Annotated in this window: 14 protein-coding genes; 7 read left to right on the top strand and 7 right to left on the bottom strand. The window is 31.5% G+C overall.

Going from position 1 to position 15,459, the window contains the following annotated elements; genetic code table 11:
- Nucleotides 1-182 precede the first annotated feature (182 nt).
- The gene (locus ABEY15_RS13825) at nt 183-2,477 is read left to right on the top strand and encodes an ATP-dependent helicase (protein ID WP_429890689.1); all 2,295 of its coding nucleotides are present in this window, start codon (nt 183-185) and stop codon (nt 2,475-2,477) included.
- Between the two features lie 456 nt (nt 2,478-2,933).
- Here ABEY15_RS13825 and ABEY15_RS13820 read toward each other — a convergent pair whose 3' ends face one another.
- The 3 genes from ABEY15_RS13820 to ABEY15_RS13810 are packed head-to-tail and all read right to left on the bottom strand — an operon-like array spanning nt 2,934 to nt 6,530.
- The gene (locus ABEY15_RS13820) at nt 2,934-4,202 is read right to left on the bottom strand and encodes an MFS transporter (RefSeq protein WP_429890688.1); all 1,269 of its coding nucleotides are present in this window, start codon (nt 4,200-4,202) and stop codon (nt 2,934-2,936) included.
- Nucleotides 4,186-5,370: a hypothetical protein gene (locus ABEY15_RS13815; protein ID WP_429890687.1), complete on the bottom strand. Its 1,185-nt coding sequence runs from the start codon at nt 5,368-5,370 to the stop codon at nt 4,186-4,188. Before ABEY15_RS13815 ends, ABEY15_RS13820 begins: the two co-directional genes overlap by 17 nt.
- Nucleotides 5,371-5,381: 11 nt before the next feature.
- Nucleotides 5,382-6,530 carry a ThiF family adenylyltransferase gene (locus tag ABEY15_RS13810; protein WP_429890686.1) on the bottom strand — a complete coding sequence of 383 codons (1,149 nt, stop codon included), beginning with the start codon at nt 6,528-6,530 and terminating at the stop codon, nt 5,382-5,384.
- A 719-nt stretch (nt 6,531-7,249) separates the two neighbouring features.
- Here ABEY15_RS13810 and ABEY15_RS13805 point away from each other — a divergent pair.
- A complete protein-coding gene (locus ABEY15_RS13805) occupies nt 7,250-7,390 on the top strand; it encodes a hypothetical protein (protein WP_429890685.1) in 141 nt (46 codons plus the stop codon).
- A 54-nt stretch (nt 7,391-7,444) separates the two neighbouring features.
- Here ABEY15_RS13805 and ABEY15_RS13800 read toward each other — a convergent pair whose 3' ends face one another.
- Entirely contained in the window at nt 7,445-7,795 is a 351-nt protein-coding gene (locus ABEY15_RS13800; RefSeq protein ID WP_429890684.1) for a DUF1360 domain-containing protein, read from the bottom strand.
- A 266-nt stretch (nt 7,796-8,061) separates the two neighbouring features.
- Here ABEY15_RS13800 and ABEY15_RS13795 point away from each other — a divergent pair, with 266 nt between their 5' ends.
- A complete protein-coding gene (locus ABEY15_RS13795; protein WP_429890683.1) occupies nt 8,062-8,604 on the top strand; it encodes a CotY/CotZ family spore coat protein in 543 nt (180 codons plus the stop codon).
- 61 nt (nt 8,605-8,665) lie between these two features.
- Here ABEY15_RS13795 and ABEY15_RS13790 read toward each other — a convergent pair whose 3' ends face one another.
- Nucleotides 8,666-9,193 (bottom strand): CotO family spore coat protein, encoded by a 528-nt coding sequence (locus ABEY15_RS13790; RefSeq protein ID WP_429890682.1) that lies wholly within the window; start codon nt 9,191-9,193, stop codon nt 8,666-8,668.
- Nucleotides 9,194-9,435: 242 nt separating this feature from the next.
- Here ABEY15_RS13790 and ABEY15_RS13785 point away from each other — a divergent pair, with 242 nt between their 5' ends.
- Both ABEY15_RS13785 and ABEY15_RS13780 read left to right on the top strand, forming a co-directional pair.
- On the top strand, nt 9,436-9,909 hold the full coding sequence (locus tag ABEY15_RS13785) for a spore coat protein (protein ID WP_429890681.1): 474 nt from the start codon (nt 9,436-9,438) through the stop codon (nt 9,907-9,909).
- Between the two features lie 379 nt (nt 9,910-10,288).
- Nucleotides 10,289-10,954 carry a DUF2642 domain-containing protein gene (locus ABEY15_RS13780; RefSeq protein ID WP_114344829.1) on the top strand — a complete coding sequence of 222 codons (666 nt, stop codon included), beginning with the start codon at nt 10,289-10,291 and terminating at the stop codon, nt 10,952-10,954.
- Between the two features lie 303 nt (nt 10,955-11,257).
- Here the strand turns inward: ABEY15_RS13780 and fabI are convergent, their stop codons facing one another.
- On the bottom strand, nt 11,258-12,028 hold the full coding sequence (fabI, locus tag ABEY15_RS13775) for an enoyl-ACP reductase FabI (protein WP_429890680.1): 771 nt from the start codon (nt 12,026-12,028) through the stop codon (nt 11,258-11,260).
- Nucleotides 12,029-12,277: 249 nt separating this feature from the next.
- Between fabI and ABEY15_RS13770 the strand changes: the two genes are divergently transcribed.
- Both ABEY15_RS13770 and prpE read left to right on the top strand, forming a co-directional pair.
- The gene (locus ABEY15_RS13770; protein WP_429890679.1) at nt 12,278-13,441 is read left to right on the top strand and encodes an FtsW/RodA/SpoVE family cell cycle protein; all 1,164 of its coding nucleotides are present in this window, start codon (nt 12,278-12,280) and stop codon (nt 13,439-13,441) included.
- 167 nt (nt 13,442-13,608) lie between these two features.
- Nucleotides 13,609-14,367 (top strand): bis(5'-nucleosyl)-tetraphosphatase PrpE, encoded by a 759-nt coding sequence (prpE, locus tag ABEY15_RS13765; protein ID WP_429890678.1) that lies wholly within the window; start codon nt 13,609-13,611, stop codon nt 14,365-14,367.
- A gap of 192 nt (nt 14,368-14,559) precedes the next feature.
- On the opposite strand, the gene ABEY15_RS13760 is transcribed toward prpE, so the two are convergent.
- On the bottom strand, nt 14,560-15,447 hold the full coding sequence (locus ABEY15_RS13760) for an RluA family pseudouridine synthase (protein WP_429890676.1): 888 nt from the start codon (nt 15,445-15,447) through the stop codon (nt 14,560-14,562).
- Nucleotides 15,448-15,459 lie beyond the last annotated feature (12 nt).

Here is a 15,459-nt window from a genome sequence, read left to right as displayed (position 1 = left end):
TCATAGTTTTTTCATGGGGCTTTAATAAACTATATACGAGGCTATGTAACAAACAACGGTCTTACTAATGTATTTGTTCGATACATATGAAAAGATACTTTTTTCCCATTAAAATTCACTTTTCGTACACAAATCTTTTTGGTAACATAGATGAGTCTGCTTTAATTTTAAGGGGGAAAATAATGAAAATTGCAAACTATCAAAATCAATCAATCTATTTACCAGAATTCCCTCGATCAAGATATGAGGAAATATATCAAGCCAGTATTCGCGGGGAAGTTAAATGTGTTAATTGCCATCAAAAATTAAGTTTCACTTTAACTATTTATGATATTCCTCATTTTTATCATATAAATAAAGAGCAAAATCTAGCATGTATGAATCATAACGTAGAGTTGGAGCAAGAAATTGTTGCTAGATTTGAAAATAATCATGCTACTACCGAAAATACTAACGATCGTATTATTAAACTACCTACTAAACGTTCGATCTCAAATACAGCTACAATCGAAAAAACAGATGAAAATCAATTTATTAACAGACTACCTTTTTACAATATCCCACCATATAAAAAGAATGAACAAAAAACGGATGAATTTGTAATCAATCAAATTTCATTAGATTCACAACAATGGAACGCTGTTACACATATCGGTTCACCATTACTTGTACTTGCTGGAGCCGGAAGTGGTAAAACAAGAGTCATAACAACTCGAGCAATGCACTTAATGAATAGCGGTATACTTCCTCATGAAATGATGCTCGTAACATTCACGTCAAAAGCATCTGCAGAAATGAAAGAACGAATGAAGGGTCTAGGTTACCCTATTCAACAGATGGAAATTGGTACCTTCCATAGTATTTTCTATAAAATGCTTTTACGATTTGATCGTGCAAAATGGGATTCAAGCCGTTTAATTAAATCGGATTTTCAAAAGGAGATCATGTTAAAGCAAATTGGTCGACGACTTGAAATTGATGAAAAGTCATTTGCATACGACCAAGCTATTCAACAAATCGGCTTATGGAAGAACTCATGTGTTTATCCAATTGAGATTAGATCAAAAGATGCTTGGGAAGAACAGGTCGCTTCTCTTTATGAAGGCTATGAATCATTAAAAAAGCAAAATGGGCAATTTGATTTTGACGATATGTTACTCGGGTGCTTTGAAATGTTAAATGAAAATAATGAATTACTTTTACATTATCAAAATCGATTTAAATGTTTATTAGTGGATGAGTTCCAAGATATTAATAAAATCCAATTCAATATTCTAAAAATCCTTTTTCAACATACAGAAAATATTACGGCTGTTGGTGATGATGACCAGTCAATTTATGCGTTTAGAGGAAGTGACCCCAGGTTTATATTAGACTTTAAAGAACATTTTTATGGATCTACAATTTATCATTTAAGTGAAAATTATCGTTCCACCCATGGGATTGTTTCATTGGCAAACGAAGTCATTAAGCCTAATAAAAATCGTTTTGTAAAATCAATGCATGCTCAATATGACTACGATCAAGTACCTTCTTTCTTCTTTCCATACGATGAAGAAGAAGAAGCAACAATGATTATTAATGATATTAAAGAAAAAATTAATAACGGTGCAAATCCAGGACAATTTGCCATTTTGTATCGCACAAATACTGCATCAAGGGCTGTTTTTGAGCGATTAATTGGAACAAGCTTGCCTTTTACAATTGATCAAGATGGTGACTCATTTTATGATCGACCGATTATTCGAAAAATGATCTCTTTCCTACTATTAATAGGAGATGAGGACCACCAAGCAGCATTGAAAGAAATATTACCTGTCTTTTTCCTAAAACAACAAGCATTTCAAGATGCAAAAATGAATAGTGTACTGCAAAATCTATCTTTCTTAGAAGCGTTCACCACGATTAAAAGTGCAGCACCATTTCAAATTAAAAAAATTGAAAACCTGATCAAGATTTTACGTTATTTAAAACACGCGTCTCCTTTAGAAGCAATTGAGCGAATTGAAGAAAGTCCAGCATTTATGGACTATATTAAAAAGCGTGGAAATGAGTCTAATAAAATCGAACGACCTTCTGATGATTTAAGAGATTTGAAGGTTGTAAGCAAAAATTTCAAATCAATTAGAGAGTTTGTTGAGCACGCATTTCATATTTCCGCTAAATTTAAAGAATATAAGCAGAAAAAAAATCAATCCACACATGGTAATATTTCGCTTTTAACAGCTCACCGTTCAAAAGGATTAGAGTATGATTATGTCTATATTCTAGGTGTTGTAGACGGAGGATTCCCTCATGATTATGCTTTAGAATCTTTAAAAAATGGTAACTTAGATCAACTAGAAGAAGAACGTCGCCTTCTATATGTGGCATGTACAAGAGCCAGAAAGCTATTATACTTATCGATTCTTCAAAAAAGAAGAGGCAAAAAAGCTAACTCTTCAAGACTAATTCGACGTTTTATTAATAAGAAATGAATAAAGTAAATAATCCCCCAATGTAGGAAGTAAAAAAAATATTGCACTGTCTGCTATAAGGGGATTTTTTATGAGACCAAAATAAAAGAACCATTCTTAACTTCTATAACCTATTTATAAACGTAAAACGGTTATATCTTTTATTATTCAAGTTTGTATTTAAATGAAAATGTTTTATACTCAAAAATTGAAAGAAATGAATTAAAACTCTTTTTTGGACAAAGAAAAAAAGTATAAAAAAGAGATGTAGCTAGACTCCTATTACATAACGATCAAGGATTCAGTTACATCTCTAAAGGATAAAATATAAAAATAATTATTTTCGCTAAAAACATCTTCTTTAATTTTTATCATCAAGCGACATAAAAATTATCTTACAGCCCTGTATACATAGTATAAGGTATAGAAAGGTTTAATTTATTTTTTTGATACGCAAACAAATATAAATAAAAGGAATTAAGCACTTTTTTCTAATGGTATCATATTAATAGTCTCTATTGTAGGTAATGATATTATCTCTCTACTTAACCACCAATAGATTGAAATTAGCATAAATAAAAAACCATTTACATACAATATCCACTCCGCAGCTATGAATGTTGCTAGCCATCCACCAACCAAAGCACCTAAAGGCATTGCAAGTTGAATCATTGAGCCAATTACTGTTGTCACTCGTCCTCTTATTTGATTTGGAATTAATTTTTGAAGCATTGAACTACTCAAAACATTTTTTATACCAAATGGAATTCCTGCGAAAACTAGTAAAACTAACCCTAAAAGCGGAGAATAAAAAGCGCATAAATATGCTCCAAACCATAGTAACCCTGTAATAAAATTTGTCATTACAAGAATTTTACCCATTGTAAAAATTTTCGAAAGTTTATGGGCAAATATTGCCCCGATAAGAGCACCTCCTGTTAAAGCTGCCATAAATAGACCATAATACTTAGCTCCACCAATTTTGTCAGAAAATGCTGGTAAGACAGCATAAGTAGCGCTAAATGCAAAATTGGTTAAGATCGCAGGGGAATACAGTTTAAAAACAGTTGGTATAAAAACATATTTAATACCTTCTTTTAAATTCTGTCTGTAATTATTTAATACATTTTTAACATTATTTTCCTCAGTAGTTCCTATTCCACTTAAATTAGTTGAATGAATTTTTATTAAATTAAATAAACAAGCAGCAATTAAAAAACTAAATACGTCAATAACAAATATATTAATTGCACCAGTAATCACAATTAGTAAACCAGCTAAACTATTAAAGATTAAAGAAGTTCCTTGATACGCGAATGACATGGCAGAATTTGCAGGAACTAGTTCTTCTTCGTTCACTGTATTTGGCAATAATACACTTTCAGATGGATAAGTTAATTGAACAAAAATAGAAGCCAATGGCATAATTATTAATACACTAGTGACTGATAATAAATCCATATAGTGTAAGATAGGTATTAATGATACTAAAATACATTGTGATATTTCGGAAACAATAAGAACTTTTTTTACGTTTATTCGGTCAATAATGGGTCCAATAAAAATGGCTAGAATTGAAGGAAGTTCAGTTAAAAATCCTGCAACTCCTGAATAGAAAGTATTGTGTGAAAGTTGAAATACCAACCACATGGATGCAATAGTATATAAACTATCACCCATATTTGTTATTAGTCTACCTAAAAATAAAAATCTAAAATTTTTATTCCTCCTAATTAACTGAATCATATAAGCTCCTCTTATTTCCTATATTCTTTTTTTTATCTTTAAATACTCGTAATACTACTGATTTTATAAAAGGGAATAATAAAATTGTTTGAATGATTACAGAACATAGACCACTTAATAAGTGCCATTGATATTTTTGTTGAAACCCTTGTGTTATCTCACAATAAGAAAAGTAATACACTAAACTAATAATATATAAACTTATTAAAAATCTACTAATAAAAGCAATAGTATGTAAAATAATACTTATCGATGTAATCAAATCAATTCGTTCTTTTAAGTTACGGTTTAAAATAGTTTTTTTAAAATCAGAAAAAGATAAGTAAATATCTTTTTTTGCAATTTCCTTAATTATTAAATACATATCCGTTTTGAACAAAAGTTGTATTTGGGACAAGAAACCTAAAATACAAACAGTTATAACTATTTTTAATGGAGTAACTATCAGAATACTATTTGAAAATGAATAAATAATAGACGATATTCCGAGTATCAATATTTCTATAATAACTCCACCTAAATATGTAAAGATACGTTCTCCACGTGTTCTGCTCCATAGTAATTCAAATACGGTATAAACAGTAATAAATGGACCATTAATTTTGATTCTCAGATTGGATTCAATTCCAACTAACTTAGCAGCAAAAACATGGCCATATTCATGTAGAAAAAGAATAATCCAAGATATTAATTGATAAGTAATTAATGATACAAAAGTATATCCAGACCAAAACAAGGAGTCTACTCTTATTGCATTAAAATTATTAATGAGATTCAAAAAAGTTAATAGAGTGAAAAATACGAGTAAAGATAATGTTATTGGATTTTTCACAAACCCAAAATTGTTTGCTTTCATGATTTTACTAGCAATCGATTCTATCTCATTTACCACAATATTATCCACTCTTGCTACAAAACCTAATTCACAAAGTTGTTTAACAAACACCTCTACATCATTAGTATTAAGAGATTCATTTCCAAGTATTAAAGCTGTTTCTTTGATATTATTTCCATGTCTTAATAAATGAATGATTTGATTCCCTATAATAGGGATTTTAATAATCTTATTATTTTTGTTAATACCAATACTTACTTTTCCATCCTCAACTGGACCAATAATTAAATCGTTGAATATAACATTTGATAGCTCCGTAATTTTAATTTCCATTTAAAATTACCTTAATTAGAAGAGTTTGAGTATTCTTTTTCAAAGTTTAATTCTTGCATAGGATCTTTACAAACGGAACAACGGTCATAGAAAGCTACATCAATATTGTGTTTTTCCATTGAAAAAAGGTCTAACTGAAAGAAAGTTGGTGACAACGGACTCTTTAGCCCTGTTATATAATTCATAGCTTCATGTGCAACGAGATTTCCAGCTAGCGCAGCTATCGGTGCAGTGATAGCATTTCTTGGTCCAAAATTTTGAAAAGATTCAAATTCTCTTTCAAAAAGCTTATCTTGTAGCCTTATTTGATTTGCGCATTCTTTGCATGGTGTTTTCCCCGGAATTATTAATGAATAATTTACAACAGTACTTGCATAGGATCCTTGTATCCACGGCGTTTTTGTAATTTGCGTAGCTCTATTAACTATTCTATCTATTAAATATTTAGGTTCGTCAGCACATAAAAGTAATAAATCAACATCTTGGACAACTTTTTGTACATCTTGGACTGAAGTAACTCTCATGTCGATTGGATCAATAGTAATCTCTGGATTAATTATTTTTAGTTTCCTTTCAGCTACATCTACTTTTAGAGAACCTATATCGGAGCTACTAAATAAAACCTGTCTGTTTAAATTAGAAGCTTCAACTTTGTCAAAGTCAACTATACGAAGATATCCAATTCCTAAACGAGCTAGTGAACTTACACAGTTTGAACCTACTCCACCTAATCCTAACACTGCTATTCTAGCGTTCTTTAATTTTAATTGAAGCTCCCAATGATTTACTCTATTTGATTTATCTAGCCATGAATACAAATAAATATTTCGTTGATAACGCTCGATTTCTTCCAACGAGAATATATTTTCTAAATCTGGCGTAGCTTCTTCAATTAAACCTTTATCCACAAGCATTTGAATAATTGTTAAAATGTTATTTGAATTAAGATTCCACTTTAATCTACCATATTCAATAAATTCATAAAGGTTTTTCTCACCGTTTAGATTTATAATAATATCCCATACTATTTCTATATTTGCTGTTTTTATCTCTCTAGCTAGTCCTTTTTGAACTCCTCCAAAACGGATTGTTTCTTCATCTTTTATAAATGGATAGAGGTTTGTCTTAATTTTAGGATATTTTAAAGTATTAATATTCATATAATATACCTCCCTTATTATTAATTAAAAAAAAGTGTATTCATATGAATACACTTTTATACATATGTACATCTATTACATGTCAAAGTCTCTTTGTTTCGGCGCTTCTACGTTTTCAACTTCTAATACTTCGATTTCGATCATAATTTTCACCTCCTTAAATTACAAAATATTACCAAATATTACATTTTTTTCTTTTTATAATTCTTATTATAGAATTGTAATTTTTTTCTGTCAATTTTATTATAGAAAATTCAAAAAATATATTTAAATATGTTATAGTAAAAAATTAAGTAAAATTCATGTATTAATGGCTTCTCTTATCTCCTTAATAAATAAATAATTTCCTCTTTTTTCACTTCATGTTTACATTATCACTCTAAGATTCATAAAATGATCTATTATATGAATTTTTTTCGAAAAATTTCTCATGATAATTATTATAGAAATTGAATTAGTATTCGAATAGCTTCTAGAGTATGGATATTCCATATATTTGTTTGGGTAGGCTATTTGATTACTTCCCTTCTTGCCAAGTACAAATTAAGATAAGCAAAATGGAACCGTTTCGTTCATTATGACGATCTCTATATAATCTTGTATAAAAAATAAAGGTGAGCAAAATATGCTCACCTTTTTTATGGATTAACGTCTAGTTGTTCTACCGCTACAGCCACAACCTGATTTTTTCACATAGCCGGCCGGAGCGCCTTGGTAATATGGGTTATAGTTCGCTTGATTCATTTGTTGCTGCATTTGTTGTTGTTGCATTTGGTACTGCTGATGTTGTTGTTGGAGTTGTTGCCATTGAAAAGGAGTCATTTGACCCTGACCTTGATTATACATATCTTCCCTCCTAAATAAGTCTATTCACAATAGTATATGAAAGGAATTTTCAATCGTTCTACCTAAAATTACGAATTCAGTCTATTAACAATCGTTTCTATTACGCCAGCTGCCCCTGCAATAGCTAACAAAATGATGATGAACCCTCCCACATGTGGAAAGAACACATATATTAATAGTAAAAACGCTGTACACCAAATTCCGCTACACCAAGTACAACTTAATAACTCACCAAAAAAGTATTGGATTCCACTTCCTTTAATCTTTGTATAAGTAACAGGCATCCCGTTCTCTTCAAGCGTTATTTCATCAATAAAAGGTCTTCTTAGAAAAGCTGTTATTTTATCGTGAACTACTAAACGAGTCAATCGAAAGCTTGCCAAAATTAAGATGAATAGCAACAACCAACTTATATCCATGTTAAGTACGCAGGACAAGGGATATGGATGCAAGGGGTAAATAATCTCACTTCCTTACCCTACATTTATGCTCCTCTAATCCCTTCCAACCCTTCTCCTCCCCTTTTCTTTTTACTCTCCCATTTCCCCTATTACTGATCTAAGAACTGTACTACTTGCTCCTAAGCCCATTTATCTAAAAAAGCAAGAATCTTCAGTAACCGTTTTTCGCCTGCTTAATATCATAGTAATGTAATATCCATCTAAAGTGATAAGGAGTGAAAATGATGAGTTGCAAAGACAACCACGACAAAAAAAGAAACCATTGTGTATGTGACGTTGTAAAATTCATAAACGATCTACAAGATTGCGCAACAAACACTTGCCCAACAGGTTGTGACGTTCCATTCTTAGGTGCTAACCCTAATGTACCACTTGCAAATACTCGCCCTTTCCTATTGTATTTAGCAAACGGTGAATTATTTAGAGTACCAGCATTTAATAATACTATGATGCCAATCATGGCTCAACAAGCTAATAATCAAAATCAAGACGGCAACCAAAACAAAAACGCACAAATCAACAATTGCCAAGATACAGTTGTTTTCCGTGTTGAAAGTGTAGATGATGATTGCTGTGCAGTATTAAGAGCATTAGTTCCTGTAAATAATAACAAAGACGGCAACAAAAACAACAACAACAACCAAAATACTTTCTGCGAATTAGTAGAAGCTGACATGTTTGTTGCTTCAAACACTTGTGTAACTGTTGACCTAGATTGCTTCTGTGCGATCCAATGCTTACGTGACGTACACGTATCAAATCTGTAAGTTTAATGTAAACTAAAAAACTATGGGTGGTAGATCATGGATCTACCACCTTTTTAATAATTTAAATACCTACCATTTGAATACTTACAATACTTTGAATATCCAATTCAACGTCATTAATTTTTGAAGAAACTTTAATTGAAACCCTTCCATTGTTGTATCCCATAATATAGCCAATATATAAATCTTTATCTGTTCGAATTCGACACTCAACTTTTGGTATATAATGAGGCTTATTTATCATAAATAAAACTTTTTCTTCATTCGTCATCGCTTTAAATGGTTTTTTCATCCAAGTATTGTCTGCTTCGACTTGTTCTTCTTGTTCTTGTTGTTCTTCTTGTTCTTGTTGTTCTTCTTGCTCATCTAAATTCACAACATCTTCTACTTCTTCTAATTCATCTATTTCATCTAGTTCTTCAATTTCCACATATTTAGAAGCTACATATTCTTTATCCTTTTGTTTTTGATCCTGATTATTTACTTTGACCACATAAGAGTGTTGTACGTTCAACTTGGCTTCTTGAAAATCTGGCTGTGCAATATATAGTAATGGCTTTACTCCCTCTTTAGACTCTTTTCTTGCCATTGTTGTTCCTCCCTCGTAAGTGTGCTCTCATAAATTATATGAACGGACAATATTTATCATGTTACTTTTTTCTCAATCCAGTAACCTATAAATTTGAACGAACTAAGAAATAATTGCCTATCAACACATGACTAATTTTGAACATATTCATCTAAATTGGACAAATATCCTAGTACAAACAATTGACAGGGCACATATAATTACATTGTAACCGCACAGAAAAAACAAGGAGCGATGAAAAAGTGAATAAAGAGTTATTCTCAGTATTCGTAGGTAAAGGAGTTAGAATTGGTCGAGGAGGTCATGAATCTAAAGAAGGTTTATTACTTGGTGCATATGGAACACATATTGCTCTTTTTACAGAGGCTGAAGGTGTAATTTACTTCCCTTATACTCATTTAAAAAGTGTAACTTCATTTGCTAAAGGTAGATTATCTTATGATGAAATGTACAATACGATTGAATTATTACCAAACGAGAGTTTTGTAGACTTATTAAATTCTCAAGTTAGACAATGGGTAAAAATTAATCGCGGTGGCCACGACAAAGTTGAAGGTATTCTTCTTGATGCAAATCATGATTATGTAGAAATTTCTTTTAACGATGAACTAGTGTATATTGCTACTTATCATATCAAGAGTGTAAGTTTCGGAGAAAGATTTGAAGTTTACGAAAGAAGTAATACGACAAGCCAAACATTAAGAAGAAGAAAATAATGTTTAGAAAGGTCGTTTTATTCAAATAAAACGACCCTTTTTTTTAAAACTTTGACCTCGATGCCATTCTAATTATGTAAAACCATTATAAAGCAATTTAAAACTATACTTAATTTTGAGTGGTAATCAATAAAACATTGGAAGTATGCTGTTATGAAATAACTGATCCAACTATAAAATTTTCAAACTTAATAATCTTTTTTCATTCATATTAGACAGGCACTATCTACCTTGCCAACCTTTAAATGAAATGATTGATTTTATTTAGACAAACTATCATTCAAATCGTTATGCCCATATTAATAAAATTGAAAATCCTTTTTCAGAAATGAACATGTCTGAATAATAATGATTTATCTTTTTAAGAAAGGAGAAAATCATGGCAAGTTTCAAAAATTTTCTCAACAAACAAGTTACAATTGAAATATCTGGTAACAGTAATGTTGATGGAATCTTAATTGAAGTTGGAAATGATTTATTAGTTGTTTTCAATGGTGAAAATTTCCTTTATATTCCACTACTTCATATTCATAATCTTAGTGAAAGTATACTCGAAGAATCCTTTGGTGTTGTTCCTTCCCTCCAAGAATTAGAACACGAAAAAGATGAGTTGTCTTTACGTAAAGTATTAACTGCTGCCAAAGGGATTTTTGTAGAAATTAGTCTATCAAATAATCGTTCTTTTCATGGATTTATTACAACCATCATGAATAATTACTTTGTATTCTATTCACCGATTTATAAAATCATGTATATATCCCTACAGCATTTAAAGTGGTTAACCCCGTATCTCACTGAAAAAACCCCTTATATGTTAAGTAATAATTTATTACCTGTTAATCCTTCTAATATCCCCCTAGCACGCACGTTAGACGTTCAATTAAATAAGTTGATTGGTGAATTAGTCGTAATGAACAGTGGAGAAAATTACGAATATATAGGTAAGTTGAGTTCCATTGACTCAAATTTCATAGAGTTGACTACATCTAGAGGAGAAAGCAAATTAGTAGGTCTTCGTCACTTAAAATCAATTTTTATTCCGTAAGAATTAATAAAATTAAAATGCTACATTTACAATAAAAAAGTGCCTATTTATGATCATCATAAGAAGGCACTTTTTTTATTTGAATCATGTCAGGTTGATTTCCCTAACAGAATGTTTACCCATATAAGGAAGAATACTTATTTCCACTGAAGGATGCACGTTTTTCTTAGGAATGTGGGCATGAGCTGAGTGCCTCGTCGCTTTTTAATCCCGCATCTCAATATGTTGAGCCCCATGACTAAGTATGTTATGTCAATACGAAAAAAATAGAAGTCATATAGACTTCTATTGATCTTACTCTTCTTATCCCATTATATGGTATCCTGAATCAACATGAATGTTTTCTCCAGTAATACCTCTTGCTAAGTCACTAAATAAGAATAAAGCAGAATCTCCTACTTCTTCTTGTGTTACGTTTCTACGTAATGGTGCTTTTTCTTCGATTTCTTTTAAGATTGTATTAAAGTCGCCTACTCCTTTTGCAGAAAGCGTACGGATTGGTCCTGCAGAGATTGAGTTTACGCGGATATTGTGTTTCCCTAAATCGTTCGCTAAATAGCGTACAGAAGCTTCTAGAGCTGCTTTAGATACACCCATTAGGTTATAGTTTTGCATTACACGCTCGCCACCTAAGTATGTTAGCGTAACAATGCTTCCACCTTCAACCATTAATGGTTTTGCTTCACGAGCTACACCTACTAAAGAGTAAGCACTAATGTTTTGTGATAATAAGTATCCATCACGGCTTGTGTCCACAAACTCACCTTTTAAATCCTCTTTATTAGCAAAAGCGATACAGTGTGCTACACCATGAATTGTGCCTACTTGCTCTTTAATTGAAGCAAAGCATTTTGCTAAATCTTCATCACTAGTCACATCACATTGAACTAAAAGATTGTTAGGATTTTCTAGTGAGTCAGCTAATTCACGAACACCTTTTTCTAATCTTTCATTTGCGTATGTAAAAATTAAATTTGCTCCCGCGCTATGTAATGATTGTGCAATACCCCAAGCGATACTACGGAAGTTTGCAACACCCATAACAACAAAAGTTTTTCCTTGCAATGAAATCATAACATTCATCTCCTTTATTATTAGTTATTAGTACTAGATACTAAAATAGTAGCACAAATACGATGAATTGAAAATAGTAAAGTTATTTATAGCTTTATCCACAAAAAATATAAATATAATAGTTTATTTAAAAAGAGTTTATAGTTTTGAATTCCTTTAAGGACAAAAATAAATTATAATGATGATTGTCGTACATTAAAAGTGCCTATTTAAAAGCATACTAATAAAACACATAAGAGAGGTGAGGACATGAAGGAAGACCGTACATCTCCCTTTCAAATTGATTTTAAATTACTTTTTATCCTTTTTTGTATTGCCGGTGTAAGTTATCTTGCAATTACTAGTGCAATGCCAAGCCTTCCTGCAAATCTAAGAAACATCAATTTCGCTGGACAACAAATTAAATGGTATATCATTGGACTTGTTGGTATTGCCTTTATTATGATTATTGATTTTGATCGATATAAGAATGTTATTTGGTATATGTATGGTTTTGGATTACTCCTACTACTTGGATTAGAACTGCATATTCCAGGTGCTAAAACCATCAAAGGTGCAACGGCATGGTATACTTTACCTGGGATTGGTAACTTCCAACCATCTGAATTAATGAAAATTTTTATGATCATTATTTTAGGAACGATTATTTCAAGACATAATGAAATGTACGCTGTTCGTGGAAAGAGAGAAGATATTTTACTTTTAGGTAAAATATTCGGTATTGCGTTGCCTCCTCTACTACTGATTGCGAAAGAGCCTGATTTAGGAAATACAATGGTTATGTGTGCAATTATCGCAACAATGATTTTAATTTCTGGAATTCGTTGGCGTTATATTCTTGGACTAGTTTTACTAACGATTGGCCTTGGTGCTTTCATGGTTTATCTATACTTTTATCATTTTGAATTTTTTACATCGCATGTGCTTGAGGAATACCAGTTAAATCGTTTTTACGGTTGGTTAGCACCGTATGAATACCCTTCTCAAGGATATCAGCTTACTCAGGCATTAATGGCAGCTGGTTCTGGTTTGCTAACGGGTAAAGGGTTCCATAACGGTGAAGCATACTTCCCTGAACCACATACAGATTTTATTTTTACAGTAATCTGCGAACAATACGGGTTCATAGGAGCAAGTGTAGTAATTTCATTATTCTTCTTATTAATTTATCGAATGATTCATATTGCTTTAGAAAGTAATGACAAATTTGGTAGCTATCTTTGTGCTGGTGTAGTCGGAATGTTTACTTTCCAGATTTTCCAAAATATTGGTATGACGATCGGTCTACTACCGATTACAGGGATTACTCTACCATTCGTAAGTTACGGAGGAAGTTCTCTAGCAACTAATCTTCTAGCAATTGGATTCATCCTTAATGTAAGATCTAGGACAAATAAGTATATGTTTGACTGATAGAGTAGAAATACAATAAAACAGGGGTAAAGATCATCTTATGAAGATCTTTACCCCTTCTTTTTTTATATTAGCAATACTCTTCTTGAAAATTTTTTTTACACTGCTTTTTTGGGGCATACTACGATTATTACTAGTTGAAATAACAGACTAAAAGGATTGATAGGATGAAATACGATATTATAGGCGATATTCATGGTTGTTATAATGAATTTGTTGAATTAACTAAAAAACTTGGTTATTCGTGGGAGAATAAGATTCCTGTTCACCCTGAAAATCGAAAGTTAGTTTTTGTTGGTGATTTAACGGATCGTGGACCTAATTCGCTTGCAGTTATAAAAGTAGTATATGAACTTGTGATGAAGCATAAGAAAGCACATTATTCACCAGGGAATCATTGTAATAAACTTTATCGCTATTTTCTTGGTCGCAATGTAAAAATTCAACATGGACTTGAAACAACAGTTGCTGAATTAGAATCAGTTAGCAGTAGAGAAAGGAGCCATTATCAAGCATCGTTTAAAAAACTTTATGAAGGCTCCCCACTTTATAATGTTTTAGACAATGGAAAATTAGTTGTTAGTCATGCTGGTATACGTGAGGACATGATCGGTAAGCATTCAAATAATGTTAAAACATTCGTTTTATATGGAGATATTAATGGAGAAGTACTTCCAAATGGGATGCCTGTAAGAAAAGATTGGGCTAAAGAGTATAAAGGTAAAGCACTAATTGTTTATGGCCATACTCCAATTAAGGAACCAAGAGAAATGAATAATACAATTAATATTGATACTGGCGCCGTCTTCGGTGGTAAACTAACAGCATTTTCATATCCAGAGCATAAATATACCCAAGTACAATCTTCCATGCCATACATTGAAGAAAAATTTAGTTTTTACGAAGAAAAAGAGAGCAGAGTTTAGGAAAATAGATACAAAAAAAGTAGGTTTCTGATCGGAACCTACTTTTTTGCTGATAATGTAAGCGCTCACTTATCAGCTTAATATATTAGTCTCTTCCATCCCCATGGAGAAACACTACATACTAAAAATAATCTATTATTCATATATTGTCAATAAATTATACAAAATTTAGACAAATTTATTACTTGACATTCACGATTTCAATAACCTCTCTAAATCAGCAGGTAAAGCGATTTCAAAGTTTTTTTCCGTTTGATCAATTGGATGAACAAATGACAATTGATAACTATGCAACGCCTGTCTTTTTAATCGATCAGTATTACCTCCATATAAGTCATCCCCGATTAGTGGATGTCCAATCGAAGACATATGAACCCGGATTTGATGTGTTCGTCCTGTTTCTAATTCTAATTCAACAACTGAGTAATCCCTATTTACTAAAAGGACTTTATAATATGTGATTGCTTCTTGTCCCTCTTCAGAAACAATTCTCTCGATAATACTATCATTTTTCCTAGCAATCTTTGCTCGTATTACACCTTCTGTATCATTCATTTGTCCATGAACAATCGCTAAATACTTTCTTTGTACATTTCTTAATTCATTTTTCGAAAATAAATAATGAATATAACGATTTTTGGCAACTAACATTAATCCTGAAGTATCTTTGTCTAATCGAGTGACAATATGGATGGTCGATTGGAGCCCAATTGTTTGATAATAAAATAATAAACCATTTGCAAGAGTACCCTTAGGATGCTCTCTAGAAGGTATACTTGGTATTCCAAAAGGTTTATTTACGACTAATACAGCATCATCTTCATAAACAATATCAAAAGGAATATCTTCAGCTATAAGATCCTCACTTGGTTTCTCGATTGGAAAATAGATTTGTACAAGATCTAATTCTTTTAACATCGTACGGACAGTTTTTTCTTCACCGTTTACTGTAATTTTTCCACCTTGAAATTTAATATCTGTGAGAGCACGTTTAGAGAGCTCCTTTAATTTAAGAAACTCTCTAAGTAAAATTCCATTATGCTCTTTTTTTACTTCCCATGATAAACTAAATTGCTTCATATTCTTCACCAT

Origin of the sequence: Gottfriedia acidiceleris (assembly GCF_050457485.1) — a bacterium.
GTDB classification, from domain to species: domain Bacteria; phylum Bacillota; class Bacilli; order Bacillales; family Bacillaceae_G; genus Gottfriedia; species Gottfriedia acidiceleris_D.
The sequence above is the reverse complement of the archived record's forward strand: the minus strand, read 5'-3'. Positions and strand labels throughout refer to the sequence as shown.

Coding starts and splice junctions, on each gene's coding strand:
- ABEY15_RS13760 (WP_429890676.1), bottom strand. CDS start 15,447: ATGAAGCAATTTAGTTTATCATGGGAAGTAAAAAAAGAGCATAATGGA.
- ABEY15_RS13805 (WP_429890685.1), top strand. CDS start 7,250: ATGGGTTATAGTTCGCTTGATTCATTTGTTGCTGCATTTGTTGTTGTT.
- ABEY15_RS13820 (WP_429890688.1), bottom strand. CDS start 4,202: ATGATTCAGTTAATTAGGAGGAATAAAAATTTTAGATTTTTATTTTTA.
- ABEY15_RS13795 (WP_429890683.1), top strand. CDS start 8,062: ATGAGTTGCAAAGACAACCACGACAAAAAAAGAAACCATTGTGTATGT.
- ABEY15_RS13815 (WP_429890687.1), bottom strand. CDS start 5,370: ATGGAAATTAAAATTACGGAGCTATCAAATGTTATATTCAACGATTTA.
- prpE (WP_429890678.1), top strand. CDS start 13,609: ATGAAATACGATATTATAGGCGATATTCATGGTTGTTATAATGAATTT.
- ABEY15_RS13810 (WP_429890686.1), bottom strand. CDS start 6,530: ATGAATATTAATACTTTAAAATATCCTAAAATTAAGACAAACCTCTAT.
- ABEY15_RS13790 (WP_429890682.1), bottom strand. CDS start 9,193: ATGGCAAGAAAAGAGTCTAAAGAGGGAGTAAAGCCATTACTATATATT.
- ABEY15_RS13825 (WP_429890689.1), top strand. CDS start 183: ATGAAAATTGCAAACTATCAAAATCAATCAATCTATTTACCAGAATTC.
- ABEY15_RS13800 (WP_429890684.1), bottom strand. CDS start 7,795: ATGGATATAAGTTGGTTGTTGCTATTCATCTTAATTTTGGCAAGCTTT.
- ABEY15_RS13780 (WP_114344829.1), top strand. CDS start 10,289: ATGGCAAGTTTCAAAAATTTTCTCAACAAACAAGTTACAATTGAAATA.
- fabI (WP_429890680.1), bottom strand. CDS start 12,028: ATGATTTCATTGCAAGGAAAAACTTTTGTTGTTATGGGTGTTGCAAAC.
- ABEY15_RS13770 (WP_429890679.1), top strand. CDS start 12,278: ATGAAGGAAGACCGTACATCTCCCTTTCAAATTGATTTTAAATTACTT.